Here is a 26,434-nt window from a genome sequence, read left to right as displayed (position 1 = left end):
ATTAACGGGAAGAATTCCCTTTAATTTGACCAAACCATGAGCTGTATACCAGGAGTGCGAAAAGAATCCCCATACCCACCTGCCTAATAGGCAAATCAATAGTTCAACCTAGAAAGTTACTATTAATACATTTATCGGAGGCCCATTTCAGGATTGTTAATTAGGCATCCCTCCGCCGGAGAGCAACGGATGGCAGGCATTAAAACCCAAGGGCTCCTTGTCGATAATAAAACTAGCTATTCATCAAGAGAGAATCAAAAATATAACATCAGGTGGTGGGCTACAGCTTGAATATTTGGACAATTCTGGATCTTCGTCCGACGGAGGACGAGAAGCAGATCCGCAGAGCTTACGCCCGGTTGCTGAAAAAGCATCATCCCGAGGATGATCCGGAAGGCTATCAACGCCTGCGGGAAGCGTTCGACGAGGCGATGAAGCTAGCCAAACAAAGCCTTTCCGGGATGGAGGACGGCATCGGATTTACGGACGATAACGAGGAAGACGATGGGGAGGACAACTGGGGAGACTCGGAAGACTCGGAAGATACAGAAGATGAGTACGGATCAGGGGAAGAAACGGAGGAGGATCTCCTGACATCGCCGCTTTCCCGGGCTCTGCCGAAACTTCGCTGGGAACCGGAGGATCGGCTGCCCAAAAAGTCGCCTGCGGAACTCGTTGAAGAGTTCATGGATGCGCTGGACGATTTGTACCGGAACTTCCCGTCCAGGTTCGATCTTTCGCTGTGGACCGGGCTGTTGAACAGCGATGTGCTTTGGCAGTTGGGCAGCCAGGGCCGGTTGGCGGACGAGGTGCTGGAGTATCTGGAGGAACATTATTTTCTCTCCGGCGAAGTATGGGCCTTGCTTGACGGCACTTTTGGAATCAAAGAGCGGATGGGGCTGGACCCCGCCGGTTTTCGGGAGCAATATCCCAAAGTTTCCGACTATATGTTTAGAGGCTCGCTCGCGGCGAAACTCGGTTATGCCGATCTGCTTGCGGCTGAGGAGGTGGAGGACCACGAGGCCTACCTGCTCTACCGCGAAGATTTCGCCCTGGCCATGCAGGATCACAAGATGGAGGATGCACGGTGGGCCTTGGAAAAAGCGCTTGATATTTTTGACAAAGATACGCAGATCCTTTATTTGCAAATTGAGTTTTTCCGGCAGGTTGAAGACTGGGGGAAGGCGTTGTCGGCTTGCGACCGGATTCTGGGGATTTTTCCCGAGGACGAGGAAATACGCATGATCCGGGCGGGGCTTCTCCTGGAGATGGATCGCTCGGCGGAGGCGCGGGAGGAATTGGACCGGCTGCGTCAGCTCAGACCCCGCGATCCGGAGGTATTATCTTTATCCGGGCAGTGCTGTATGCGTTTGAACGAGCCGGAGCGGGCAAGGCAGTTCTATATGCTGATGCTGGAGCTTCGCGAGAATGACATGGAGGCCATTGTAAATCTGGCTAAACTCGATGGATATGTCCACGGCCTTCCCAAATCGAACAAAGAGCGGCGGAGCCAAATGCGGCGGATTCAACGCGAATGGGGGAAGCATTCCCCGGCCAGGACGGTCCGCAGATTCGGCCAACTGCTGCTCATGAAGTGGATGAGCCTGGCGTTGATCGCGGTATTGCATATTTTATTGGCCATCACTTGGAATAAACATGTGCAAATGCCGGTGTGGACTTATGTGAACCAGTGGGTCCATCCTCCCGAGGCGCCTTTGGTTTTAACGGCGGACGAGTTGGAGCAACTGCCTCCGGGAAGCCCGGTGCGGCTGAACATGGACAAAGCGTTTTACACCGGTACATTGGAGCTGGAACTGAAGGAGAAGGACGGGGACGGCAACAACCTGATTTCCTATATGGCTCAAAAAGAAGCCGAGCAAAGAGACTTGTTCGACCGGTTAACCGGTTATATCTGCCGAGGGCGAATAGGAGGGATGTCCGTCATCCTGCTTACCGATTACAAGCAGAGCAAGCAGATTTTCGAAAGCGGCTCGATCGAGGCGGAAGGCATTGTCAGGGAGATATCTTCTCCCGCATTAAAAGCGTTCAAGGACAGTTGGGCCAAACAGGGAAACTACGGCACCTTGTCCTCGAGGGATTTTTACGTCAACATCAGGGACGGCTTGAAAGGCAGCGATTTGCACCGGGATGTTCCCGTGATCGCGTGGTTCTATATCGTGGCCTTATTTTTGCTTTATGTCCGGCTTATCAAGAACATTATCCGAAACAAACGGTTCCTGTTGTATGACGGAGACACAGACAGGGGGAACGCATAGTATGACGCCAACCGTTGAAGAAATGCGCAAGAAATGGAAGCCGTTGGCGCATGCCATGCTTTCCTTCATCAATATGGGGCCCAATGCGGAATATTATATTGCGCATCCCGAGAAAATGTATCTCGGCACCATCAAAAATAAAAGGATCCTGTCCGAGCAGCACCATATCGACACGCCGGAGCAATTGAAACAGCATCTCGAATGGCAGATGTCCGTAGGTCTCCGCGAAGAGTTCGATAATATGTATCAGGAGTTGATCCTGCTTCCCGAAGCGGAACGCGGCCGCCGTATCGCATCGGGTTCGGACCCGCTCATCCGGCACAAAATGTCGGTCGTGAACCACTATTTGCGCCGGATGCCTGCCGGCGGATTAACGGGATATGATTGTTCGTTCATTGTGCTCAAATCGCTGATGGCGGAACAATTGAAATGGCTGACCGGCGAGGAAGCCTGGAACTATGTGGGGCAGGCCGTAAAGCTCGCCAGAACGCGGTACGGGGATTGGTACGACTACTGCATGAGCTTTGCCGTCGGCTTGGAGTTTTATGCCATCGATGATCCGGCTTATTACGTGAGGGATGCACAGGGGCGGTTGAGGAGGCTGCTGACGGTCCAGGACAGCCCGCTGGTTCAAGTGAAACTGCATCATTAGTCAAAAAACAAGCTGACAGGCTTCGGCCCCGTCAGCTTGTTTTTACTTAATCTTTTATGCCCGCCACGGCGGACGCCGCGCCGACCACGCCCGCGTGCTCACCCAACTCGGCGGCGTGAAGGGAAATCCCGTCGCCCCAATAGACGGGCATCACGATCCGGCGGAGGTGCCCGCCGATTCGCTCCAGCAGGAAATCGCCCTGGGCGGTAATGGCTCCCGCCAGCAGAAAACGGCGGGCGTTGAGCGTGTGCGCCAGATTGGCGAGGCCCACCGCGATCCGTTCCGCATACCGGCCGACCAGATCGAGCGCCTGCCCGTTCCCCGACCGGGCTTCCGCGAACAGCTGTCTCGGGTCCCGGATCCAGAGGTCCGGAGCTTCTTGTTCGCGCATCAACGTTTTAAGCCCGGTTACGGAGGCGTAGTTCTCCCAGCAGCCGCGGTTGCCGCAGGTGCAGGGGAGGCCGTCCATAGCGACGATATGGTGGCCGAAGCCGCCCGCATACCCGTCGTCCCCCGGAAACATGGCGCCGTCCCTCACGATACAGCCTCCAATTCCCGTGCCGAGGGCGACGCATACGAAGCTCGGGAGTCCCTGCGCGGCCCCCATCCATTGTTCTCCCCGCGCGATGGCGTGCACGTCGTTCATCACCGCGACCGGAAGGCCGGTCTCCCGTTCAAGCCGTTCGCGCAGCGGCGTGCCCGTCCAGCCGGGCAGATGCTCCGTCGCATAGGCGACCGCGCCGGACGCATCGACCGTCCCGGCCGTCCCGACGCCGACGCCCAGCAGCTCCATTCCCTCCTGCGCGGCGGTCCGGCGGTGCTCCGCGATCAGGCCGGACAGCTTCGCCAGGAGGGCCTCCCGGCCCTGCGCCGCCTCTGTCGGCACGGTGCGGAAGTGCCGGACGCCGCCGTCCGTGCCGATCAGCGCCGACTTGATGCCGGTGCCGCCGAGATCGATGCCGATCGCTCCGCGCGTTCGGTTCATCGGCCGTCACGGGCCGATCCGGCCCCCAGTATGGCGCGGGCGAACTGTTCCGTCAACGTGTGCGGTCGGGTGATCGCCGTGCCGACGACAACGGCGTAGGCCCCGGCCCGGAAGGCTTCGGCGGCCTCCCCGGGGGTGTGGATCCGGCCCTCGGCGATGACCGGAACCTGCACGGCCGCGGCCAGTTCCGCCACCAGCCGGAAGTCCGGCCCGTCGCTCTTCGGGCTGTAAGGCGTATAGCCGGACAGCGTCGTGGAGATCAGATCGAAGCCGAGCGCGGCCGCGGCGATCCCTTCTTCCACGGTCGAAACATCGGCCATCAGGAGCCGGCCCGGCTGCCTCCGGATGCCGGACACCAGCCCTTCCAGCGTTTCCCCTCCGGGCCGTTCCCGCCCCGTGGCATCCACGGCGACGATGTCGGCGCCGGCTGCAAAAATCAGCTCCGCATCGGACAGGCAGGGCGTAATGTAGACGTCCGAGCCCGGATAGCTCCGCTTCCAGATCCCGATGACCGGCAGGCCGCACCCTTCTTTAATCGCCGTCACATCCTGCGGCGAGTTGGCCCGGATGGCCGCTGCCCCTCCGTCCTTGGCGGCGTTGGCCATGGCCGCCATGATATGGCTGCCGTACAGCGCCTCGCCGGGATAGGCTTGACAGGATACGATCAGCTGTCCTTTCAACTGCTCCAGTAGTTTCTCCATACTCCGTTCCCTGGCTCCTTTACTTGAATTCCGAAAAAAATAAAACGCATACATGTAGCTATTTCCCAGTATAAAAACATATACCTTACATGTAAAGAAAATAATTTTCGTATTTTACGGATATTTAGAAAAAAATAAACAAAATCATTTACAAGACGATTTTGTTCTGCTAGTTTAGTACACAAGAAACAGCCAAAACCACATATAAGGAGGAAGTACAGGATGGAGTCTTTTGACGTCATAGTGATGGGCGGTGGCATCTCCGGGACGATGGCCGCGGTAGCGGCGGCCAAATCGGGCGCCAAGACGCTGATCGTGGAGTCGCAGGGGTATTTGGGGGGCACCTTGACCGCCAACGGCGTCGGTCCGATGATGACCTTTCACGCCGGGGAGAAGCAGGCCATTCAAGGTTTAACCGACGAGCTGATCGAAAGGCTGAAGAGGGAGGGGAAATCGCCGGGGCATATTTTCGATACGGTCGGATTTACGTACTCGGTCACTCCGTTCGATGCCGAAGCGATGAAGGTGGAGCTGGAATCCATGGTTCTGGAGAACGGGGGCCAAATCCTGTACCACACGATGCTCGCGGAGGTGCATACGGAGGAAGGGCGGGTTACCGGCATTACGGTCTGCAATAAATCCGGGTTGAGCCGTTTGTCCGCCAAAGTGTTTATCGATGCGACCGGGGACGGCGATTTATCGGTTCGCGCGGGAGCGGCTTTTACGAAGGGGCGGGAGAGCGACGGGGCTGCCCAGCCGATGACGCTGAAAATGAAGATGATCAATGTCGACATCGCCAAGGTCAAGGAGTACATTCATGCCCATCCGGAGGATTTCCCGCTGTACAACGGCGATACCTCGATCATCGAGAAGGCGCCGAGACTGTCGACCGCCGGCTTTGTCAGCTTGTTCAAGAAGGCGAAGGAACGCGGCGAAATCTCCATTCCGCGGGAAGATATCCTGTTCTTCGAGACGAATACCCCCGGCGAAGTGATCCTGAATACGACGCGCATTCTCGGCCATGACGGTACGGACGCCTGGAGCCTCAGCCGGGCCGAAACGGAAGGGCGGAAGCAGTGCAGGGAACTGGAGCGTTTCGTGAAAAAATACATTCCCGGTTTTGAAAACGCTACCGTGGAATCGACCGGTCCTTCCATCGGAGTCCGCGGCTCCCGGCAGATTATCGGGCTTTACACGCTGACGGCCGCCGATATTTTGTCGCAGAAGAAGTTTGAAGATACGATTGCCCATTCCGGCTATCCGATCGACATCCACAGCCCGGACGGCGAAGGGACCAAGCATGAGAAGCTGGAATGGGGCGGTATGTACAGCATTCCGTATCGTTGTCTTGTCACCCCTGCGCTTAGGAATGTCATCGTTATCGGCCGGTGTCTCTCCGCTACATTCGAAGCTCAGGCGGCGGTCAGAACGACGCCGACGACCGGGGCCATCGGGCATGCGGGCGGGGTCGCGGCCGCGCAGGCGGCGCTGGGGAACCTGGATGTCCAGCAGGTCGACGTGGCCAAGGTGCAAAGCGTGCTGAAGGAGCAGGGCGCATATCTGGAGGTTTAATCTGACAGCGGAACGCTGGAAGTGGAACGCTGGAAGCCGCGACAAGCAACACGGCAGTTCAATTCATGTAGTTTTAATTTGAACGGTAAAGGGGACTTGAACATGAGTTCAATCATGTGGGTACAGGCAATTGGCATTTTACTCGTATTTCTTCTTTTTGCGGGGCTGATGATGACGCGGAAGCTGCCGACGATTCTGGCGCTGCCGAGCATGGCGATTTTGTTTGCGCTCATTGCGGGCGTGCCTTGGTCTTCCGGGAATCCCGAAACGGCGACCCTTAGCGGCACGATTCTGGCCCAGGGGTCGATGCGGCTGTCCACGGCGATCGCCGGACTGATCTTCGGCGCCTGGTTTGGACAAATCCTGAATAAAGTCGGGGTTACCAAAGCGATCATCCGCAAGGCCGCCGAGCTGGCCGGGGATAAACCGGTGCTGATCGCGCTACTGTTCTTCGTGACGGCTTCGGTGATCTTTTCCGCGGCGAGCGGTCTGGGGATGGTCATCCTCGTAGGGACGATCATTATTCCGATTATGCTGACTGCGGGTATCAGCCAGTTTTTGGCTTCCGTCGTTCTGCTGTCCGCCGTCGGCGTCGGCGTGCTGTTCAACGTTTCGAACTGGGCGGTTTACGTGGATGTCATGGGACTGCCGGTTTCGACCGTGGCCGACTACACGTTGATCGCCGCCCTCCCGCTGATCGTCATCAGCATGATCATGATCGTATTTTATGCCCGCCGCGACGGGCGCGGCCGCAAAGCATGGGCGATGCCGGCCACCTCGCCGTCCGCGGACGGCCGAAAAGTACCGGCGATCGCGCTGATCAGCCCGCTGGTCCCCGTCATTATGGTGTTCGCCTTCAAGATGGATATCGTGCCCGCCGTTATTATCGGCGCGGTGGCGACGCTGATCTTGTCCTGGCCGAAGCGTCCGGTGCATGTGCTGTCCAGCTCCTTGGTCGAAGGGATTCAGGACGTGGCCGGAGCTTTGGGGCTCATGATCGGGATCGGTATGCTGGTCAACGCCGTCATGGCGCCGCAGGTGACGGCGATTATTTCGCCGCTGATCGAAGCGGTGCTGCCGAACAGCCCGCTTATGTACATTTTGTTCTTCACCATTTTGTCGCCGCTGGCGATTTATCGCGGTCCATTGAACGTATGGGGACTGGGAAGCGGCATCGCCGCACTGTTCGTCGGGGCGGGCATGACGCCGATCGCGGCCATGCTGGCGCTGCGGGTGGTCAGCAATGTGCAGTCCGTCTCCGATCCGACCAACTCCCATAACGTTTGGGTGGCCGATTTTACGAAGAGCGACATTAACGACATTTTGAAACGGACCCTGCCTTGGATGGTAACGGCCGTGTTGATTTCGATGATCTGGGGTGCGCTTGTCGTCTTTTAGGCAGGAGAACGGCACGGTTTTAGAGAGATAGGAGGGAGCTATGAAATGGGCAGAAAAGTAAGGGTCGGCATCGATGTCGGCGGTACGTTTACCGATGCGGTCGTGCTGGATAACGAAACGTTTGAAATTGTTGAAAAAATGAAAATTCCGACCACGCACCATGATGAGGACGGCGTGGCCAAAGGGATCGTGCAAATTTTGCAGACGATCCTGGAGAGTAAAGGAATCGCTCCCGAGGACGTGGCCTTCATCGCTCACGGAACGACGCAGGCGACGAACGCTTTGCTGGAAGGGGATGTCGCCAAAGTCGGCATCCTCGGCATGGGCTCGGGAATGGACGGATTGAGCGCGCGCAGCGAGTCCAATCCGGGCCAAATCGAGCTCGCGCCCGGCAAAAATCTGCAAACCTACCATACGTACCTGGATTCCAAAAATCTGAAGGATGAGGCCGTGGAACAAGGTTTGCAGGATTTGCTCTCCCAGGGGGCGGAGGTCATCGTCGCTTCGGAGGCGTACAGCGTGGACGACCCGGCCAACGAGCTGCGTGTCGTCGACGCGGCCCAGCGGCGCGGCGTGTTCGCGACCGGCGGACACGAAATCTCACAGCTGTACGGGCTGCGGACGCGGACGCGGACGGCGGTCGTCAACGCCAGTCTCATCCCGAAGATGATGGAGACGGCCAACATGACCGAAAAATCGGTGAAGAACGCGAATATCTCCTCACAGCTGATGATCATGCGCTGTGACGGCGGGGTGATGAGCATCGACGAGGTGCGGAAGCGCCCGATATTGACGATGCTCTCCGGGTTGGCCGCGGGCGTGGCCGGAGCGCTGATGTACGAGAAAATTTCCGACGGCATTTTCTTTGAAGTAGGCGGCACGAGCGTGGACATCTCGGTCATCAAGAACGGCAAGGTCATGATTCAGAACGCGCAGGTCGGGGGCCACCGCACCTATCTGCAATCCCTCGATGTCCGGACCTTGGGCATTGCCGGCGGCAGCATGATCCGGGTGGCCGGCGGCAAAATCGTCGACGTCGGCCCGCGAAGCGCCCATATCGCCGGCAAAGCCTATGAATGTTTCGCCGATCCGGCCCAGTTGCGGGATGCGGGGGTTCTGTTCATCAGCCCGCGCGAAGGGGACGCCCCCGAATACGCCATCGTGAAAGGCGGAAACGGCGAGGAATTCTCCTTCACCCTGGCGGGAGCGGCCAACCTGCTCGGCTATGTGCCGGAAGGGGACTATGCCTACGCCGGGAAGGAGAGCGCCCGGTTGGCCTGGGACGCCCTGGGCGCGCACCTTGGCATGACCGGGGAAGCTGCGGCCCGCCAGGTCTTGGACATCGCGATCGACAAAACGATGAAAACGGTCAATGAAATGATCGCGGACTATGAACTGGACCGTTCCTTCGTCACCCTGGTCGGCGGAGGCGGGAGCGGAGCCGTCCTCGTGCCGGCCATGGCCGAGAAGGAGCGGATGAAATGGCAGATCGCCAAGAACGCGCCTTATATCTCGACGATCGGGGTCGCGCTGGCCATGGTCAAGGAGCAGATCGAACGGACGGTCATCAACCCGACGGAGGACGATATCAAGCGGATTCGCAGCGATGTGATGGATAAAATCGTCCAGTCCGGCGCGAGCGAAGAAACCGTGGAGATTACGATTGAAATCGATAACCAGAAAAATATTTTACGCGCGATCGCGACCGGTTCGACGGAGCTCCGGTCCAAGGATTTGGGACAGGCGGCCCTGTCCGAAGAGGAAATGCGGAGTATCGCGGCAAGCTCCGTGGACGCGCCGGTCGATTCCATGAGACTGGCCGCCCAGACGGGGAGATGGCACTTGTTCGCCAGCGAAGAAATCCGCAAATCCTTCTTCGGCCTCCTCAAGAAGAAACGCACCTCCGTGAGCGTGGTCGACCGGGAGGGCGTGGTCCGGTTCAAGCAGGCCGGCGTGCATTACGGCCGGTTTGCCAAGAAGGAGCGGCACGAAGCGTTCGTCGCCTTCTTGGATGAGCATACGATTTATTCCGACGCCAACGCGACGATCCCGAAGGTGTTCCTGTTTTTCCGGGAGAAGATGCTTGACTTGACGGGGATGCAGACCAAAGAGCAGTTGCTGTCCATTGTGGATCTGGAGACGGAAATGCTGGGCGAAGAGGAGGTCTGGCTGGCGGTGGCGTATCAATAACGGTTGAAAGAGGAAGGAGGTTGATTCTCATGACGAACGTACGGGAAAAGGAGCGGATCTTTGACCTCCGCGGCTTGGAGCTGGATGACGAGGTGCTGGCTCTGGCCGAACTGGAAAGGGACCCGGTTTTTCATAAAATCGAACCCGGCATGTACGGTTATTATCTCTCCGGGTCCCTAGGGATGGGACGGGAAGCGGCGGGGCGGCTGCGGGGGAAGCAGATCCGGGCCCTCCTGGAGGACGCGGGCGTCCGCTTTCGCTTGGCGGAGTCGGCGGGCGCGGGGGCTTTCAAGGTGGCGCTGCGGGCGCAGCTGGACTGGAGCGGAAAGGTTCCGGAGATCACCGTCTACCGGGAATCCATGCACCAGCTTCACATGGCGGCCGCGGCAGCGGACGGGGCGCTGGGTCCCGTGACTTTCGAGCGGATCGTGGACATCCATCTGGCGCATGAGTACTATCATCTGCTGGAATACCGCAGCGGGCGGTTTACGAACGAGCTTCTGGAGCCGGTGGAATGCCTGAGAATCGGCCCCTTCCGCCGTAAGGCCACGGTGCTGCAGACGAGCGAGATCGCGGCGCACGCTTTTTGCAAGGAACTGCTCGGGCTCCCTTACCTGCCCAGTTTGCTGGATAATATATATCTCATGCAGACCGAACGAATGGAAATGGAGCGGTTTGTGGAAAATGTGAAAAAGTGGAAGAAGATTTTGGGCGAGAGTGGACTCCATATGCTATAATAAGTAAATCGTTTACTGCGATAGATCGTTTCTTCGGAACGGTTGAATCGCAAAATGCAGGAGGACATATCATGGCTTCGCAAGTACCCGCGGTGATTGCAAAAATCATTTCGCTCAAACAGAAGTTTACCTACGGCGAAAACCAGATCGCTCAATTCGTCATTCATCATTCCGAATTTATTACCCAGCATACGATTACGGCGCTTGCCAATGAGATCGGCGTTTCGGAGACAAGCATCAACCGTTTTTGCAAAAAGATCGGGTTTAAGGGCTTTAACGATTTCAAGATCGCCATCGCCCAGGATACGTTTTACCGGGAAATGCAGACGCGTAAAAAAGAACGCCGCGAAATCACGCCCATCGACGGACTGGCGCTCGATTACAACGAGCTGGTCGTCAACACCTCCGCGATGATCTCCGAGGAGACGCTGCTCGGTGTCGCGGAGATGCTGAAGCAGGCCAGGCGAATCCATATTTTCGGCATCTTCGATTCCTTCCTCTCGGCCATGGCCTTGAAGAATCGCCTGACGCTGATCGGGATCAGCGCGGAAGCCAGCAGCGACAGCCGCGCGATGAAAATCGCCGCGTCCCAGGCCACGTCGGAGGACATCGTCATCGCGTTCACCCGCTCCGGCGCGACGCCCGAAATTATCGACGCGGTCTCCACGGCGCAGATGAACCAGGCGAAGACGGTGGCCATCACCTGTTACGATTCTTCCCCGGTCACCGAGGCCGCGGAGATCAACATCATCGTACCGGACAAAATGTCGGTCAGCAACAGCGCCATGATGTCGAACCATATCACTTTTCTGTTTGTGGTCGACGCCGTCATGAGCCTGCTCATTTCCTCGGACAAATCTTACCTGAAGAAGAAGCTGGACAGCGAGGGCATCATCTCCAGCCGGCCTTCGGTTACGGAGTATTATTGATCGTCAATCAAAAAGCGGCTTGCCTCATCGGCAGGCCGCTTTTTGATTGAATCCATTAACGGAAATCCCTCCCGTTAAATTGGCTCGTTTCGGCGATACCGCACCATTTAGCCACTGGCGTTGCATTGAAACGGATATGGGTGCCGCCTATCCGCAATCTTTCTTGCCGCCTGGTATAATAGCGGCATTTTGGGCTGTTATTTCGACCCGATTTGCGTTTTCGGGAAAAATAGCGGCCAAAAAGGGCCTTATTTCACTGATGCGGGTCCAAAAATCAGGTTTCGGCCCACTTTTCCCTAAAATAAGGCCCCAAAAGACCGCTATTTCTCACCGAAGGGACGAATTCGACAAAATAAGGCCGCAAATGGCCCTTATCCACCCGCCCGGCTTCAAAGGGAGGCGATTACGGCCATTGGACCCTTCGGGTTAAGGCAACGCTAGCACCATTTAGCCGGAATTTCTCTGCTAATCCGGCCTCAAATGGGCGATAAGAGCCTCTGCCCCGAGATTAGCTGGAGGTTTTCCCGCTAATTGCTAACCGTGGGCGGCAAGGGCGAATTAACGGGAGGTTTTCCATCTAAGTGATAGCGCCGGCTATTGTTCCGGTTTGCGGACAGGTGGCCAGGTGGTCTGGTGGAGTAATCTAAAAGGAATTTCCGGAACTTCCGGAATTTCCCCGCCCTACCAGGCATGAACGGACAGCATATTCCAATAGAACAGGAACGCCGTATAGGCGATGCATCCGGCGGCAAGCGCGCATCTGCCGAGCGCGGCGCCGTTTTTCTTGCCGGGGCGGATGCCGTCCCGCCATAGCAGGTGAACGGCGATCAGCACGGCCGCCAGCGGCAGGGAGGAAATGCCCCAGGTAAACCAGCCCGGATAACCGTACGTAATTTCGGCGTTACCATATACCATTTGTACGACCAGAAAAATGGACATCAGCAGCGTGATGGCGGTTATGTGCATGGAAACGGGCTTTTTTGTTCTCCGGAATAAGCGAACGACGTAACGAACAAGCCAGACGGCCAGCAGGGCGATGAACAGCAGTCCCGAGCCGGCGTAGACGGCGAGCAGGAAGACCGGCCGATGCAGGAGGCCGGGCCGTTCCTCCATCGTAATTTCCTGTGGGATGGTCATGTGCCAACCGTGATCCCCTTGTTCAAACCATAGCTTTCCTCCGCCGCCTTCCTCCTGGAACAGGCCTTCCGCGATCGGTACGTAGCTTAACTCCTTGCGCTCACCCGTCCCGTCGGGGAATACGCCCGCCAGGATCAGCCGGCCATCGGCGGCCGTCACCTCGAAATCCTTGCCTCCGAGAAAATAAAGCCATTTGCCCCATCCCCGCTTGGGAGCGACCGAGATGGAATAAGTCCCTTCGTACGGCTGCAATTGCTCTCGGGTATAGGGCAGCGCTCGGCCTGTTTTCTCCGGTCCGGCGATCAGCCCGGTAAGGGTTTCTTCGATTTTTTGACCCATCGGCGTGGTTCCTTCGATCACCGCATTGCTGACTACCAGGATGCCAAGCCGTTTCGCGGGGATCAGCAGCATTCTGGCGTGAAAGCCGTCCACGTCTCCGGTATGAGACAGCGTCTCGATTCCGCCGGCCAAACGTCCCCGGTAAAAACCGTAGCCCATCCCGGGCAAATCCGGATGTTCGGCGAACTGCTGCTCATGCATGGTTTCAATAGTGGAAGGCTTCAGAATCGACTTACCTTGATATCGCCCGTCATTCAGCTGGGCGATCATAAAATGGGCGAACTCATTCGGCGTGACACTAAGACCACCGGCACCGGGTATACTCAAGAAAGTATAAGGGACCTCTTCATAATGTCCGTTCGTATACGTGTACGATTTGGCCAACTGCGGGTTATTTTCGGGTACGGTCAGATTTGCGCTGGGCATATCCAGCGGCGTAAATACATGCTTGGACATATATGCATTAAGGTCGGCAACCGAGTTCTGTTCGATCAGATTCCCCACCAGTCCGAGCCCGGCGTTGCTGTAAGCGTATTGTTCGCCGGGCTCCCGCACGGGGGACTGGTCTTGGAAGTATTGGCGCAAAAATGCTTCCGCCGACAACTGGCTTGATCTGGAGAGCGCGTTGATTTCGTAGACCGTTTCATCCAATCCGGCGGTGTGGGTCAGCAGATGGTGCAGAGTTATCGGATTTTTTCCGAAAACGGGCACGTTGTAGCCGGTTAGAAACCGATTGATGTCGTCGTGAAGCGTCAGCTTCCCTTGCTCGACCAACTGCATAGCGGCGGTGGCGGTCACCGTTTTCGTAATCGAGCCTACCCGCATAAGCGTTTCCGCGGGATCGACAGGCCGCTTGTTGTCCACATCGGCATAGCCGTACCCCTTGCTGAACAAGATGCGTTCCCCTTGGGTAACAACTACCGCCGTCCCATGGATATGCCCCTTGCGGATTTCCTCTTCCATCAGAGGATCGAGGAGTTGTTCCGCCCGCTCCGCCGTGATGGAGAAGTCGGACGAGCCTGCCGCCGCCGCTTGGGCGGACGGAAGGGAATGAAGCAAAGGGAGGCCGAGAGAGAGGAGCAGCAGAATAGTGATTGTCTTTTTCATATAAGAACCTCCGGCGGTATCAATTTGGACAGTAAAAACATCTATTCCAGCATACCGCCGCACTCTTTCGTCGAACTATCGCAAATCTTAAATCCATCTTAAAAATACCGGAAATTAGGCCGGAAAGTGCTAAACTAAAGAAATCGGGGATGGATGATATCACAATTGCCGATGAGAAGGACGGGGGAGCGGAATTTGATGAGTAAGACGATACTGCTGGCGGACGATGATCCGGATATCGTTGCGCTGTTGAAACTTTTTTTGGAAAAGGAAGATCTGGTCGTTATAGAAGCCTATAATGGCGCGCAGGCGTGGACATGTATCCGGGAGCGCCGGATCGATCTGGCGGTCATTGACATCATGATGCCCGGACTCGACGGCATTCAACTGCTCAAGCAGCTGCGCACGAACTATAAGATGCCGGTCATCATGATTTCGGCGAAAAGCCAGGACAGCGATAAAATTCTCGGCCTGCAATTGGGAGCCGATGATTTTTTGGCAAAGCCCTTTAATCCGCTGGAGGCGGTAGCCCGTGTACAGGCCATGCTCAGACGGACCTATGAGTTCAATGAGCCGCCGGCGGAACCTCCGATCGAGGAAATCGGGTCGGAGTCTGTAACCATCGGGGAACTGCGGCTGTGCAGCCGGAATTGTGCCCTGTATAAGCAGGGGGAGGAAATTCCGTTAACCGCCATTGAATATAAGCTGCTGAAGGCATTTATGGATGCTCCGGGCCGGGTTTTTACGAAAAAGCAGCTGTTTGAGCAGGCCTGGTCCGACTATTATTATGAGGACGCCAATACGATCATGGTGCATATCTCCCGGTTGCGGGATAAGATTGAGGACAATCCACGGCAACCGGCCTATATTCGGACGATTCGCGGCTTAGGTTACAAGTTCGCCAGGAAAGAGGATTTCTCGTGAAGAAAAACACCCTGTTCCGCCGGTTGGTGAAAACCCATATTTTTTTCGCCTGTACCTTACTCATGTCTCTTGTCGTCCTGCTGATATTTGCGATTGATACGGAGCGGGAAACGATCGAGATCGGCGTGTCCGAGCTGTTGCTGCTGCTGTTTATGTTCGGTGCCAATATCACGGTTTACAGCTTGTGGACGGCGAAGCGGATTACCGGACCTTTGGAGCAAATCGCGGGAGCGATGGGGGAGATGGGGCAAGGGCGGTATGAAGAACGGCTTGCTATTCAGGCGACGGACGAGTTTGCGCTTGTTGAGAAGTATTTTAATAAGATGGCCGAGTCTCTGCAGCAGGCGGAGACGGAGAACCGCAAACTGCAGGAGAGCAAGCGCCGGATGCTTGTCGATCTGTCCCATGATTTGAAGACGCCCATCACTTCCATTCAAGGGTATGCCAAGGCGCTTCAACTGGGATTGTTTGACGATGAGGGGGACCGAATGAAGGCGTTACAGTTGATTTACAACAAGTCGATCCAGGTCGCCGCATTGATCGACGACATTTTTGAATTGTCCAAGCTAGACAGCCCTGATTTTCCGCTGCGAGCCGCTCCGGGCGATCTGGCCGAGCTGCTGAGAGAGACCGTGGCCGACGGTTATGATCAATTTGAAAAACGCGGGTTTTCCTTGAATCTGGACATTCCGACGCGTCCCGTAACGGTGAAGTATGAAGCCGGATTAATACGCAGAGCGATCTCCAATCTGTTATCCAATGCCCTCCGCTATAACCCGCCGGGGACGGAAGTCACCGTACGTCTGACGGATGCGGGACCTGCCGTGAAGCTAGCCGTGATCGATAACGGGGTCGGGATTTCCGATGCTTTGAAAGCCGTGATCTTCGATCCTTTCGTACGGGGAGATTCGTCCCGGCAAGGGGATGGGGGAACCGGGCTCGGCTTGTCGATTACCAAGCAAATTATGGAGCGGCATGGCGGCGAATTGCGTCTGGATAACGGGAACGGAAAAACCTCGTTTGAACTCGTACTGTACCGCCGCTATTAAGGTGCGTGCCTAGCGCACTTTCCAACACACTTCCCACTGCAAAAAGATGCAAAACTGCAGGTATTTTAGACCGATTCACGAGTGGATGCGAGAAAAGATGCAAATCTGCAGGTATTTTTAGCGATTTTAGAGAAACGAGCCGGTTTCGCCGGAAATTCCTGCAGATTTGCAGGAATTTTATGTGTCCAGTTCGTCTGACGAGGCACTACGTTCTTTCGATCGCAGACCGCGACCGGGCACTCGCTACCCGCCACCCGACACAAAAGAGCCCGGTTCCCCACTTAGGGAACCGGGCTCTTTTGTGCTGTTCAGCCGGGAATAAGATCATTAAAGGGACAGTTTTTTGCAAAAAAGGTTCAGCAATACGGCGGCTTCTTGCCGCAACAGGGGTTGCTTGGACCGATAGTCTATGCCGGCGGAGTCCTTGGTGATTTCCGGCCCGTACATGCCATGATTCACAATATACTGTACCGCCTCCGTGGCCCAAGGGGCCGTCTCCCCAAGCAATTTTACGTCCGAAGAATTCGACGTATTCACTCCGGCCATCATCGCGGCTCTCCAAATCAGGACCGCGGCTTCCTGCCGTGAAATGATTTGGCTAGGATCGTAAACCTGTTTACTTTTCGCGTTTCCTTGAACAAACCCGAGGTCCAAGGCACTTTGCACAAATCCCAGGTAAGGAGCATCTCCGGCTTTCCCCGTTAGCGTCGTTGTTTTTGCCGGGGCCAATCCTGTCAAACGCATGAATTCGGCAATAAACTCGGCCCGGGTCATTTCTTGCTCAGGGTGAAAGGCGCCATCCGCCGAAGGGTTTAAAAATCCGAGTTGATCCGCTCCATAAATCCATGGCGCATAGGGATGCTGCTTACTAACATCCGTATACTCTTTAGGCTCGGGGGCTTTTTTCGCCCAACTATCCACTTTGTTATAGTACAAATATTGCGTTCCGTTTGAATTCACTTTAATAGCGGCCTTAATCCCCTGCTCATCCTCAAACAACATCGGCTCGATTTCCCGGAGGGTATGCGATCCATAGGGATCCACAATGTTCAGCAGCCCGTCGTCGGTCACCGTAACTTGAAATACCCAAAAGGGGATTCTTAGATCTTGATAAACCCCCGTCAGCTGGCTTAGCTCCGTTTTGGACGGTTTAAGGTACGATTTTTGTTTCGGCGTTTCGGGATAGAAATGATCCATAAAGGCTGCGAAAAAGTTTTCGCGCAAATTCGTGCCGTCTCCGTTTACGACGATAAAACCGCCTACTTTCTGTTCGGGCATAAGCCACATCCAGGAGTGGTAACCCGACAAATCCCCGCCTTTGCCGATGACCGATTGACCATTATAGTTGTTGCTGTAAAAGGTTTCAAACCCGTAAGCGGTGCCGGGGATCTGCGGGTGAATCCGGTGATGGATTTGCTGCATGTTCTTCACCGATTCTTTGCTTAAAATTCGGGCGTCCGCCAGTTGTCCGCCATTGAGCTGGGCGATCATGAATTTGGCCATATCTCCCCCGGTGGAGAACATCCCCCCGTCCGGCGCCTCGGCCGGGTAGGAAAGGTATTCGGGGATCGGCTCCTTCTTCGCCGTGTAAGGGGTAGCCAGATGCTCCCGCAGTTCGGGCGTCATTTGGAAGCTGCTGCTCTCCATGCCAAGCGGTTCCAGGATATGTTTTTGCACATATTGACTAAAGGGAACACCGGACAGCCGCTCCACGATATATCCCTGCAAGTTAAAGGCGTAATTGTCATACCGATAGGCTTCACCCGGATCGCGGACAATCGTCGGTACCTGTTCCTTGATAAACTGGTTGTTCGGAACTTCTTTCTCGGAAAGATTCGGACTATCCGTATAGTCAAATCCGGTAGTATACGTCAACAAATGCTCCATCGTGAGCGTTTTGCCGGTTTTGTTGGGAATTTTCAAATCGCCCAAATAAGCCTGGACATCTCCCTGCAAATCGATTTTCCCTTGTTCTACGAGCTGCATGACGGCTGTGGCCGTGAATAATTTGGAGATCGAGGCGACGCGAAAGACGGAGTTTTCCGCATCTATCGGCTTTTTGCTTTTGAGGTCGGCATAACCGTATCCTTTTTGAAACAGAACCTGGTCCCCCTTGACGAGAACAACCGCTGCGCCTGTTAACTGCGCTTTGTTTTGAGGCTGGTTAAAGAACCCGTCCACAAAAGCCTCCACTTGTTTAGCTTCCAAAGGGACGGCCGCTTGCTGATTGGTGGCCGAGGCAGACACTTTCGGCTGAAGAGCCGCAGATGCGATGAGCAACCCGCACATCACCAGCGGAATTATTTTTCGAGGTTTGGATTTAAATAAAAACAATGCGATGACCTCCTGTTTTGACGATTTCATGTTACGAACTTGATTTAATCCGCGCGTTCAATCAGCAATAGTGTAACAGGCTTTTGGCTGACTTTGAACAAATCTGCGACGATCTTAAGGTAAATGTAAGACTGGGGTTATTTCTCATTTGATATGCTTAAAGTAATTTGTCAGTGGGAAGAGGATAGAAGGATGAAATTGAACCAATCAAGAGTTTTTCCGGTCATCATGATTCTAATCTTTGGAATCGTCAATATCTTTGTGCCAAACGGTGCAGTACAAGCAACTGGAGGGTTCCAAGCTTCCGCGGAGGAGACAACTCAAATCGATAAATTTGTCGAAACGATGATGGACAAGCTTCAACTCCCCGGGGTAGCCATAGGTATCGTTAGGGGGGATCAGCCCCTTTATTTGAAGGGATATGGGGTAACAGGCCCCCAGGGACAGCCTGTTACCGCGCAAACTCCCTTTATATTAGGCTCGAGTACCAAGTCGTTTACGGCTCTGGCAATCATACAATTAGTAGAACAGGGGAAAGTGGACCTGGAAGCGCCGGTCCGGGACTATTTGCCTCAATTTGAAATAGCCGACCGCGAGGCGTCCGGTAAAATTCTGGTCAAGCATTTGCTCAATCAAAACAGCGGGTTGTCCACTTATACCGGGCGGCTTGGTTTTGCCGGCACCGAGCCAACCATTGAAGAACTGATCCGGGGGTTTAAAGATACCCCTCTAAGTGAGCCGGTAGGGACAACATATCAATACTCCAATGCCAATTACGATATATTGGGCGGGATTGTTCAGAGCGTCTCGGGGATGTCCTATGCGGATTACGTCCGGAAGAATATCTTCGAGCTCCTCGATATGAAGAACAGCTTCACTTCGACATTAGCGGCCAAGAAGCATGGTCTAGCATCAGGTTACCAATCCATCTTTGGGTACATGTTCCCCACGGAGCAGCCGGACAACCCTTCCATGCTTGCCTCCGCCTACCTGATTTCCAGTGCGGAAGACATGGCCCATTATCTCATTTCACAGCTGAATGATGGGAATTTCGGTGATAGCTCGGTAGCTTCCGCCGAGAGCATTCGTCGCATGCATGAGCCTGCGGTTCCCGACCCTACGATTAACGGACATTATGGAATGGGGTGGGAAATCGCGGATGGGGTAGTCAGGCATCAGGGCGATATCGAGAACTTTCACTCTTCTATGGTGCTGGACGGCGACACAGGGATCATCGTATTGATTAACGCGCATGATTATCTGGTCCGCGGCGGCAAATTCGAAATGATTACGGACGGGATTCGCGATATTTTACACGGCCGCCAACCGCAGACAGATGTAGGCAGTGTTATGGGGACACACCTCATCCTTGATCTTGTATGTCTAGCCGTGGCTGTGCTGCTGGGGATATCCGTTGTGCGCCTGTTCAAGCGGAAGGTTAGAATTGCGTGTACTCCGCTGCGAAACTTGTTATTTGTCCTGTTTCTGCTATTGTTTAATTTCGCAATACCCGTTGTGGTGCTCTACGGGGCTGGCCGTTTTGTAGCCTCATGGCGTGTGGTGTGCTCCTTTTTGCCGGGGCTTGGTCATCTCGTTTTTCTGTTATGCATCCTCGCACTAGGCATCGGTGTGGTTAAATTGATTCTGTTTGTCGGAAACTTAAGAAGGGTCATCAGGATCTAGTGCTAATGGGGTTATTGTTATAATATCTTCTTATGCGCGTTTGTTGCACTGGGAGGGAAAAGGATTGAAGAAGCTGACGGTTATGCTGTGTGTCATCGGTTTATTGTTTACGGGATGTTCGACATCCGCGGGCAAAAGAAAAGCCAAAGAAAACGAAATCAGCCGGATGGCCATAAATTACGTGAAGGAAAAGTACGGGATGACGGACGCCGAAGTCATTGAAGTATCGCTGGCTTCCTCGCCAAACGGGCCTATTCCTAGTTTTAAACGGAAAATTCCGAATGAGGGCGTAGTTCGTATGACGAAAAATGGCGAGGTTTTTAACGTATTGGTCAGTACAAACGGGGGCAAGCTCATCGGCCAACCCAACCCATTGATTGCCGATAACTATCAGGCGGCGGATATCAAACGCGGTATTGAGGAACATATCATCAGAGCATACGGCGTCTCGAAACAATATCATATCCGAAAATTTGACGTGTCCAGCCTGATCGGTGAGGGGGAGAAATTGGGCTACTTCTGGATCTCCCATTATTTCAGCCATTACAATTCCGGCGACAGATATAACAGTTATTTCACGCTCTCGCAAAAATACGAAGGGGATATCGCGAAGTTTTTGAAAGAGCAGGATTACAGCATTCAGCTGGAGATCTTTTTCAAAGGGGAAGAAAAGGACGGCCGCAACCATGCGGAGCAAAGCAAAGCGTTTTTGGACAAAATGGTCGAGATCTTCGGCAACGGCGAAAGTGAAATTCAGGTGTATGTAAATAAAGAACAAAAATTCATGGACGAGAAGATGAAGGACATTTTCAGACAGGCGGATGACTACGGCGAAAATATCGATCCCGTCCTTTACGGGCCGGTATACAATTTCTGCAATATTTCAGTCAGAACGCACAGCGAGGACTACATCGCTTTTAGGAAAAAGCAGTCTCCGTACACCGAACTGGAGCGTGTGGATTTTCATGGAAACCGCTACCGGTTTATTGCGGCCGATCAGGGAATCAGCCTGGCTTCGCTGGTGGAAGACGTTGATTTTGCCGACGAAACGGACTTTATCTATTCAGCCGTACCGATGGGCGAGGACGATCCTTTTCGCACGGCCGACTTTAAGGAATTGGACCGCAGAGAAAAGGGGCGTTACGAATACCGCTTGCTGAATGACCGCGTCTACCGGGTCGATTATGCCAAACCGGAGCAGAAGGGCGAGAAGAATTACGGGAACGATGCGATAGCCGTAAAAATCGCCAAAAGCCTGGTTCCGCAGCCTACGGATGACCTCCTTATCGTAGAAAAATTACAAGACGGAAGTCTGGCCGTGAACTATTACAACGAATATGTTATGGAAAGTGGGGACTCGCTGATCGGCGAAGTGCTGGCGGGGAAAGATTTCGCCCTGGTGCGCAGAACAAAAGTAGAGTAGGGCTACTATTTCCACTAGATTACAGAAAGAGCCATTTTTGGCAAAATAGCGGCTATGATGTCCGTTAGAACGGAGGTGGAAGGGGCGGTTCGTGATTCCCGGCGGACCTCCTGGCACTAAAGTAAGCCATAGCGGCTATTTCGGCATTTCGGAGCGGATCGGAATTCTAACGGAAGCCATAGCGGCTATTTCGGCATTTTGGGGCAGATCGGAATTCTAACGGAAACCATAGCGGCTATTTCGGAAAAATGAGGCCATTTTGGAGGCAAAGGGGTCAAATAGGCGCTACTATTTCCGTTAGAATGCAGAAGGAGCCATTTTTGGCGAAATAGCGGCTATGATGTCCGTTAGAGCGGAGGTGGAAGGGACGGTTCACGATTCCGACGGACCTCCTGGCTCTAACGGAAACTATAGCAGCTATTTCGGCATTTCGGAGCGGATTGGAATTCTAACGGAAGCCATAGCGGCTATTTCGGAAAAATGAGGCCATTTTGGAGGTAAAGGGGTCAAATAGGCGCTACTATTTCCGTTAGAATGCAGAAGGAGCCATTTTTGGCAAAATAGCGGCTATGATGTCCGTTAGAGCGGAGGTGGGAGGGACGGTTCACGATTCCCGACGGTCCTCCTGGCTCTAACGGAAGCTATAGCGGCTATTTCGGCATTTCGGAGCGGATTGGAATTCTAACGGAAGCCATAGCAGCTATTTCGGAAAAATGAGGCCATTTTGGAGGCAAAGGGGTCAAATAGGCGCTACTATTTCCGTTAGAATGCAGAAGGAGCCATTATTGGCAAAATAGCGGCTATGATGTCCGTTAGAGCGGAGGTGGAAGGGGGGGGGTTGTGATTCCCGACGGCCCTCCTGGCACTAACGGAAGCTATAGCGGCTATTTCGGCATTTCGGAGCGGATCGGAATTCTAACGGAAGCCATAGCTAATAGCTGCTATTAATATCATTTCGGAGCAAGCCGTCAACAGAATAAAGGGACCGGCCGCTTCATCTACGGGACGATTTCCCCCTCGACCGTCACTATGCCCCGGACCGGTTCCTGCGGGTTTTGCGGTGCGTGATCCGGCGCTTTTTCCGGCGTTGAATCCGCCGGAGGAGGAGGCTGGACCGGTGTGGGCTCCGCGGGAGCCTGATTCTCGGGCGTAGGCTCCGCGGGAGCCTGAGTCTCCGATGCTGGCCCAGCAGGAGCCTGATTCTCGGGTGCGGGCCCCGCAGGGGCCTGAATCTCCGGCGCGGGTGCGGGCTCGGGCCCCGGCTCCGAATTTTGAAGCGGTGCCTTCAACTCCAAGCCCTGGCCGCGGATCCAAAGCGGGCCCGTTTCCGCCGCGATTTGCAGCCACTCGCCCGATTGTCCGGTGACTTGAACCGTTTGCGGCGATATCGCCGGGCCTTTGGGGGCAAAGGCATCCGGATAGCGGTAAGTCTGAATAACCTCCGGCACATCGGCGGAAGCATCGAGCGGTTCGACGACCGTCAGCATCCCCGGAGAGGGGTGGATCCAGCCGCTTCCTTCGGCCGCGCCCACCTGAACCCAGTCCCCCTTGCGGGCGGTGATGGTAAGCTTCTGCGGCGCGAGGGAGGCGGTGGCGGTTGCGGCGCCGCCGCCGATGTTAGGGTACAGCGGCGTGCCCGCCAGCAGGTCCATCGGCTGCTCGAAGTACTGGACCTTTTGCTTTTCGAGCCAAAGGTCATAGGATTTCTTGGCCGTGTACAGGCCCACCAGCCGGTTTTCGGACCAGATTCCGCCGAATTTGCTCAGCGGAACGCTTCGTTCTCCGGCATAATCGGCGATCTCGATCGTAAATCCGGGGCGGCCAAAGGTCTGAACAAACCAGTCCTTATAACCTCCGCCCGACGGATTTTTCTCCGGCTTCACCAGGGAATATCCGGTAAGATTGGCGAGTACGGTGGCGATCGATTTGTCGCGGGCGACGTTTTGGCTCGGCGTTCTGTAATGCCAAAATATAATTTCGCCCGAGCTGTGATAGGAAATCGTGATCTCCGGATCGATTTGCTTGGTGAACGCCATCATCATTTGAACTTCCGGCGCTTGGGCCGGTTGTTTTCCTTTATAGTTTTGATACCAGGGGGTTGCCGCGGAATTACGGATCGTGCTCCAGCCGGCCGGGTACTGACGGTTCAAGTCGATCCCTTCCATCGTGGCTTTCCAGCGTGCGAAATTGCTGCTGTTGCCGTTGTATCGGCGCAAGGTGTTGGCCAGATTGGCCGGCAATCCGGCCGTTCCTTGCTGGGCAAGGGTGACGCCGTCCGGATTGACCATAGGGACGATCCAAATCGTCACGCTGTCCAGCAGGCTGCGCACATCATAACTGGAGATCGTGGTATTGGCGGTGTAGGCCAGAGCGTAGGTTTCTATCATTTTCATTAACAGCGAGGTGGTCATCCATTCCCTGGCGTGATGCGAACCGTTCAGAAAAAGGACGGATTCGCCGCGCCCCAGTTTGACCGCCCACAAATCGCGGCCATATTTTGTTTTACCGAGAGATTGATAGGAAATAAGGTCGGGATAGGCTTCGGCCAGCCGTTCGATATCCCGCTGCATCACCTTGTAGGAATAAACCTGATTGGGGTTTACGATGCCGGTGGAAGCATGAGCCGACGAGGGGATGATAAATAGAGGAAGCAAAAGCAAGAAGCTTAGAAACGTAAAGACGCCTTTTTCTAAAATCTTATTAGCCTTGGTGGGTGTCATGATGACGATGCTCTCCCCTATTCTATGTATAAATATGAAGTAACTTGAGGGAAGTATAAAGGGAATCTAGCGACTTCGTCAATTCATTTTTCATAGAAAACGGGAAAATAGTCATAGGCGCAAAGAACCGCTCCCCAGCAGGGCTAACCCAGTCCTGGAGAGCGGCTCTTTGCTCATTCCTTTTCGTCGCCCGACAACAGCTGCAGCAGGTTATCGGGAATCTTTAGTTTCTGATTGTCGAACAGCAACTGAAATTCACCCTCGCCGGCATGTTGATGGGCCAGCTTGATCTCTTCCATCTCATGGTGCAGCTGCTCCATTTTCGTGTCCAATTCGTAGGCGGTGTCCGCCGCTGTTTTTAAATCCGCAAGCAGCCTTTCCGGGACGGACTCATTGTACTTGTAGAAGATTTTGTGCTCGAGGCTGGCCCAAAAATCCATGGCGATCGTCCGGATCTGAATTTCCACGCAGACCAGTTCCTCCCGGTCGGACATAAAGACCGGCACTTCCACCAGCATATGCAGGCTTTTGTAACCGTTGGGCTTCGGATTTTTGATGTAATCCTTGATGGAAATGATCTTCAAGTCTTTCTGTGCCTGAAGCATCCGACTGATCCGGTAAATATCCGAGATGAAGGAGCAGGTGATCCGGATGCCGGCGATATCGTGAATCGTGTGCCTGATATCTTCCAGCGAGCGGATTCCGCCCTTGCGGTACAGCTTTTTCATAATGCTTTCGGGCGATTTCAGCCTGGACTTCGTATGCTCGATCGGGTTGTAGTCGTGCAGGAGCTGGAATTCTTCCTGCAAAATTTCGATCTTCGTCTCCACTTCGTGAAGCGCGAATTTATACATCATCAAGAAGCGGGTGAGTTTCTTTTGTAAGGCCTTTACTTGTTCCAGGGGATGGGAATGATCTATCATATCTAACCGTCCTTCGTACAAAGTTGTCTGGATCTTTCATACGTTCATTATACCTTAGGTTGCCGACTTGCTTCCAGAAAGGCAAGGCGATACTCGCGGCGGTTAGGGACCAACGGGCCCCATTACGGCTTTCCTCCCAAAATCCTGCTATAATGAGTGGGCTTGAATTTTAAGATAAAGAAGGTTTGATGGTCATGAAAAAAATAGACCTGGCGCAGGTGCAGAATGAGCTTCGCGCCTTTGTCGGAGACGCTGTCTATGTTCACAGCGAAGCAACGTCGTACGTCTTTGTCCGCAATTTCAAAATCCGCCTTGACGAGGCTTTTATCGCCGGCGGCCATCCCTATCGCGCTGCCCTGCGGTTTGACGGCCACGGCTGGCTGCGCATGGAGGCGCTCACCCACTACGAGGTCGATGAACAAGGCCGCCTGCTGCTGGCCGGTTTTGACGACCGCGGGCGGATGGATGTCGCACTCCATCTGGGAAAGGAGCCGTTCCCGGAATGATGAACCACACGGAACAGCGAGGGGTGCGCAAGCTGCTTGCGGTGTTTGCCCACCCTGACGACGAAACCTTTATTTGCGGCGGGACGTTGGCGAAATACGCGGGGGAAGGGACGGAGATCACGCTCGTCAGCGCGACCCGGGGAGAGATGGGACGACGCATGGGCAACCCGCCTTATTTGAACCGGGAGACGATCGCGGCGGCCCGGGAACGGGAGCTTCGGGAGGCTTGCCGGATTTTGGGCGTTCGGGAGCTGAAGTTCCTGGACATACGGGACAAGACGGTCGAATTCATCGACGAGGAATTGCTTGCCGGGCGGGTCGAAACATGGATCCGCGAGATCGATCCCGACGTGATCCTCACGTTTCATGAACAATGGGGAGGTCATCCCGACCATTGCGCGATCGGCAAAGCAACGACGGCGGCCTGCAGACGAGCCGGGCTGGAGGAGCGCCTGTTCTTTATTTCTTTCGGCGACATGATGGAGCGTCCCGAGCTCTTCGGTTACACCCGTACGGATGTTGTCAAAATCGATGTTTCGGCTCAACTCGAGCTCAAGCTGGCCGCTTTTCGCGCGCACCGCTGCCAGTCGGAAATCGATGAATGGGTATGGCTACCGGATCGGGAGGCTGTCGCGCGTTTCGGCAAGTACGAGTACTTCATAAAGGCCGGCCAGACCGGCCAGGTCCGTCCCGGAGTTCAACGTTCTTTTTAATCGATATCCCTCATTTTCGCTTATGAGCGAAGAATGGGGGATTTTTTATGAAAAAAATCATGTTTTTTACGAAAATCAAAAGGTAATTTAATCCACTTCTAGAATAGATATTGTATTGCAGCCTTGACGGTACATA

General features: G+C 54.6%; 19 protein-coding genes. 13 read left to right on the top strand and 6 right to left on the bottom strand.

The genetic code is table 11. The annotated features are described in order from the left end of the window. Window positions 1-287 precede the first annotated feature (287 nt). Both FRY98_RS07355 and FRY98_RS07350 read left to right on the top strand, forming a co-directional pair. Window positions 288-2,276, top strand: coding sequence for a J domain-containing protein (locus tag FRY98_RS07355; RefSeq protein WP_148451021.1), 1,989 nt, complete (start codon window positions 288-290; stop codon window positions 2,274-2,276). Between the two features lies 1 nt (window position 2,277). After that, a complete protein-coding gene (locus FRY98_RS07350; RefSeq protein WP_170287050.1) occupies window positions 2,278-2,928 on the top strand; it encodes a DUF1266 domain-containing protein in 651 nt (216 codons plus the stop codon). Between the two features lie 46 nt (window positions 2,929-2,974). Here the strand turns inward: FRY98_RS07350 and FRY98_RS07345 are convergent, their stop codons facing one another. Both FRY98_RS07345 and FRY98_RS07340 read right to left on the bottom strand, forming a co-directional pair. After that, window positions 2,975-3,913 carry an ROK family protein gene (locus FRY98_RS07345; RefSeq protein ID WP_148451019.1) on the bottom strand — a complete coding sequence of 313 codons (939 nt, stop codon included), beginning with the start codon at window positions 3,911-3,913 and terminating at the stop codon, window positions 2,975-2,977. Beyond that, entirely contained in the window at window positions 3,910-4,614 is a 705-nt protein-coding gene (locus FRY98_RS07340; RefSeq protein ID WP_148451018.1) for an N-acetylmannosamine-6-phosphate 2-epimerase, read from the bottom strand. The genes FRY98_RS07345 and FRY98_RS07340 overlap by 4 nt, the downstream gene beginning before the upstream one ends. A 222-nt stretch (window positions 4,615-4,836) precedes the next feature. On the opposite strand from FRY98_RS07340, the gene FRY98_RS07335 reads away from it, so the two are divergent. The 5 genes from FRY98_RS07335 (at window position 4,837) to FRY98_RS07315 (ending at window position 11,440) form a co-directional block, all read left to right on the top strand. Then, window positions 4,837-6,186 carry an FAD-dependent oxidoreductase gene (locus FRY98_RS07335; RefSeq protein WP_148451017.1) on the top strand — a complete coding sequence of 450 codons (1,350 nt, stop codon included), beginning with the start codon at window positions 4,837-4,839 and terminating at the stop codon, window positions 6,184-6,186. 102 nt (window positions 6,187-6,288) lie between these two features. Further along, window positions 6,289-7,584 (top strand): transporter permease, encoded by a 1,296-nt coding sequence (locus FRY98_RS07330; RefSeq protein ID WP_148451016.1) that lies wholly within the window; start codon window positions 6,289-6,291, stop codon window positions 7,582-7,584. Window positions 7,585-7,629: 45 nt separating this feature from the next. Then, window positions 7,630-9,774 carry a hydantoinase/oxoprolinase family protein gene (locus tag FRY98_RS07325; protein WP_148451015.1) on the top strand — a complete coding sequence of 715 codons (2,145 nt, stop codon included), beginning with the start codon at window positions 7,630-7,632 and terminating at the stop codon, window positions 9,772-9,774. Window positions 9,775-9,803: 29 nt separating this feature from the next. Then, window positions 9,804-10,511 (top strand): hypothetical protein, encoded by a 708-nt coding sequence (locus tag FRY98_RS07320; protein ID WP_148451014.1) that lies wholly within the window; start codon window positions 9,804-9,806, stop codon window positions 10,509-10,511. A 71-nt stretch (window positions 10,512-10,582) separates the two neighbouring features. Continuing rightward, complete coding sequence (locus FRY98_RS07315; protein WP_148451013.1) at window positions 10,583-11,440, top strand: MurR/RpiR family transcriptional regulator; 858 nt, start codon at window positions 10,583-10,585, stop codon at window positions 11,438-11,440. A gap of 681 nt (window positions 11,441-12,121) precedes the next feature. Here the strand turns inward: FRY98_RS07315 and FRY98_RS07310 are convergent. Next, window positions 12,122-14,023 (bottom strand): serine hydrolase domain-containing protein, encoded by a 1,902-nt coding sequence (locus tag FRY98_RS07310; RefSeq protein WP_148451012.1) that lies wholly within the window; start codon window positions 14,021-14,023, stop codon window positions 12,122-12,124. Between the two features lie 198 nt (window positions 14,024-14,221). Here FRY98_RS07310 and FRY98_RS07305 point away from each other — a divergent pair, with 198 nt between their 5' ends. Both FRY98_RS07305 and FRY98_RS07300 read left to right on the top strand, forming a co-directional pair. Next, on the top strand, window positions 14,222-14,947 hold the full coding sequence (locus FRY98_RS07305) for a response regulator transcription factor (RefSeq protein WP_148451011.1): 726 nt from the start codon (window positions 14,222-14,224) through the stop codon (window positions 14,945-14,947). Then, on the top strand, window positions 14,944-15,996 hold the full coding sequence (locus FRY98_RS07300) for a sensor histidine kinase (RefSeq protein WP_249043346.1): 1,053 nt from the start codon (window positions 14,944-14,946) through the stop codon (window positions 15,994-15,996). Before FRY98_RS07305 ends, FRY98_RS07300 begins: the two co-directional genes overlap by 4 nt. A 327-nt stretch (window positions 15,997-16,323) precedes the next feature. Here the strand turns inward: FRY98_RS07300 and FRY98_RS07295 are convergent, their stop codons facing one another. After that, on the bottom strand, window positions 16,324-18,330 hold the full coding sequence (locus tag FRY98_RS07295) for a serine hydrolase domain-containing protein (RefSeq protein ID WP_170287049.1): 2,007 nt from the start codon (window positions 18,328-18,330) through the stop codon (window positions 16,324-16,326). A 192-nt stretch (window positions 18,331-18,522) separates the two neighbouring features. Here FRY98_RS07295 and FRY98_RS07290 point away from each other — a divergent pair, with 192 nt between their 5' ends. Together FRY98_RS07290 and FRY98_RS07285 are read left to right on the top strand one after the other, a co-directional pair. Continuing rightward, window positions 18,523-20,013 (top strand): serine hydrolase domain-containing protein, encoded by a 1,491-nt coding sequence (locus FRY98_RS07290; protein ID WP_170287048.1) that lies wholly within the window; start codon window positions 18,523-18,525, stop codon window positions 20,011-20,013. A 64-nt stretch (window positions 20,014-20,077) separates the two neighbouring features. Continuing rightward, window positions 20,078-21,436 carry a hypothetical protein gene (locus FRY98_RS07285; protein WP_148451008.1) on the top strand — a complete coding sequence of 453 codons (1,359 nt, stop codon included), beginning with the start codon at window positions 20,078-20,080 and terminating at the stop codon, window positions 21,434-21,436. Between the two features lie 998 nt (window positions 21,437-22,434). Here FRY98_RS07285 and FRY98_RS07280 read toward each other — a convergent pair. Together FRY98_RS07280 and FRY98_RS07275 are read right to left on the bottom strand one after the other, a co-directional pair. Continuing rightward, the gene (locus FRY98_RS07280; protein WP_148451007.1) at window positions 22,435-24,156 is read right to left on the bottom strand and encodes a M14 family metallopeptidase; all 1,722 of its coding nucleotides are present in this window, start codon (window positions 24,154-24,156) and stop codon (window positions 22,435-22,437) included. 173 nt (window positions 24,157-24,329) lie between these two features. Further along, a complete protein-coding gene (locus FRY98_RS07275; RefSeq protein WP_148451006.1) occupies window positions 24,330-25,079 on the bottom strand; it encodes a GTP pyrophosphokinase in 750 nt (249 codons plus the stop codon). A 194-nt stretch (window positions 25,080-25,273) separates the two neighbouring features. Between FRY98_RS07275 and FRY98_RS07270 the strand changes: the two genes are divergently transcribed. Together FRY98_RS07270 and FRY98_RS07265 are read left to right on the top strand one after the other, a co-directional pair. After that, the gene (locus FRY98_RS07270; protein ID WP_420819693.1) at window positions 25,274-25,585 is read left to right on the top strand and encodes a DUF1806 family protein; all 312 of its coding nucleotides are present in this window, start codon (window positions 25,274-25,276) and stop codon (window positions 25,583-25,585) included. Further along, window positions 25,582-26,298, top strand: coding sequence for a PIG-L family deacetylase (locus FRY98_RS07265; protein ID WP_249043345.1), 717 nt, complete (start codon window positions 25,582-25,584; stop codon window positions 26,296-26,298). Before FRY98_RS07270 ends, FRY98_RS07265 begins: the two co-directional genes overlap by 4 nt. The last annotated feature ends 136 nt before the right edge of the window (window positions 26,299-26,434 follow it).

It is taken from the genome of Paenibacillus faecis, assembly GCF_008084145.1.
Taxonomy (GTDB): domain Bacteria; phylum Bacillota; class Bacilli; order Paenibacillales; family Paenibacillaceae; genus Fontibacillus; species Fontibacillus faecis.
This window is presented reverse-complemented; position numbering and strand designations above follow the sequence as displayed.

Coding starts and splice junctions, on each gene's coding strand:
- FRY98_RS07325 (WP_148451015.1), top strand. CDS start 7,630: ATGGGCAGAAAAGTAAGGGTCGGCATCGATGTCGGCGGTACGTTTACC.
- FRY98_RS07330 (WP_148451016.1), top strand. CDS start 6,289: ATGAGTTCAATCATGTGGGTACAGGCAATTGGCATTTTACTCGTATTT.
- FRY98_RS07340 (WP_148451018.1), bottom strand. CDS start 4,614: ATGGAGAAACTACTGGAGCAGTTGAAAGGACAGCTGATCGTATCCTGT.
- FRY98_RS07320 (WP_148451014.1), top strand. CDS start 9,804: ATGACGAACGTACGGGAAAAGGAGCGGATCTTTGACCTCCGCGGCTTG.
- FRY98_RS07275 (WP_148451006.1), bottom strand. CDS start 25,079: ATGATAGATCATTCCCATCCCCTGGAACAAGTAAAGGCCTTACAAAAG.
- FRY98_RS07290 (WP_170287048.1), top strand. CDS start 18,523: ATGAAATTGAACCAATCAAGAGTTTTTCCGGTCATCATGATTCTAATC.
- FRY98_RS07335 (WP_148451017.1), top strand. CDS start 4,837: ATGGAGTCTTTTGACGTCATAGTGATGGGCGGTGGCATCTCCGGGACG.
- FRY98_RS07350 (WP_170287050.1), top strand. CDS start 2,278: ATGACGCCAACCGTTGAAGAAATGCGCAAGAAATGGAAGCCGTTGGCG.
- FRY98_RS07315 (WP_148451013.1), top strand. CDS start 10,583: ATGGCTTCGCAAGTACCCGCGGTGATTGCAAAAATCATTTCGCTCAAA.
- FRY98_RS07280 (WP_148451007.1), bottom strand. CDS start 24,156: ATGACACCCACCAAGGCTAATAAGATTTTAGAAAAAGGCGTCTTTACG.
- FRY98_RS07305 (WP_148451011.1), top strand. CDS start 14,222: ATGAGTAAGACGATACTGCTGGCGGACGATGATCCGGATATCGTTGCG.
- FRY98_RS07345 (WP_148451019.1), bottom strand. CDS start 3,913: ATGAACCGAACGCGCGGAGCGATCGGCATCGATCTCGGCGGCACCGGC.
- FRY98_RS07270 (WP_420819693.1), top strand. CDS start 25,274: ATGAAAAAAATAGACCTGGCGCAGGTGCAGAATGAGCTTCGCGCCTTT.
- FRY98_RS07265 (WP_249043345.1), top strand. CDS start 25,582: ATGATGAACCACACGGAACAGCGAGGGGTGCGCAAGCTGCTTGCGGTG.
- FRY98_RS07310 (WP_148451012.1), bottom strand. CDS start 14,023: ATGAAAAAGACAATCACTATTCTGCTGCTCCTCTCTCTCGGCCTCCCT.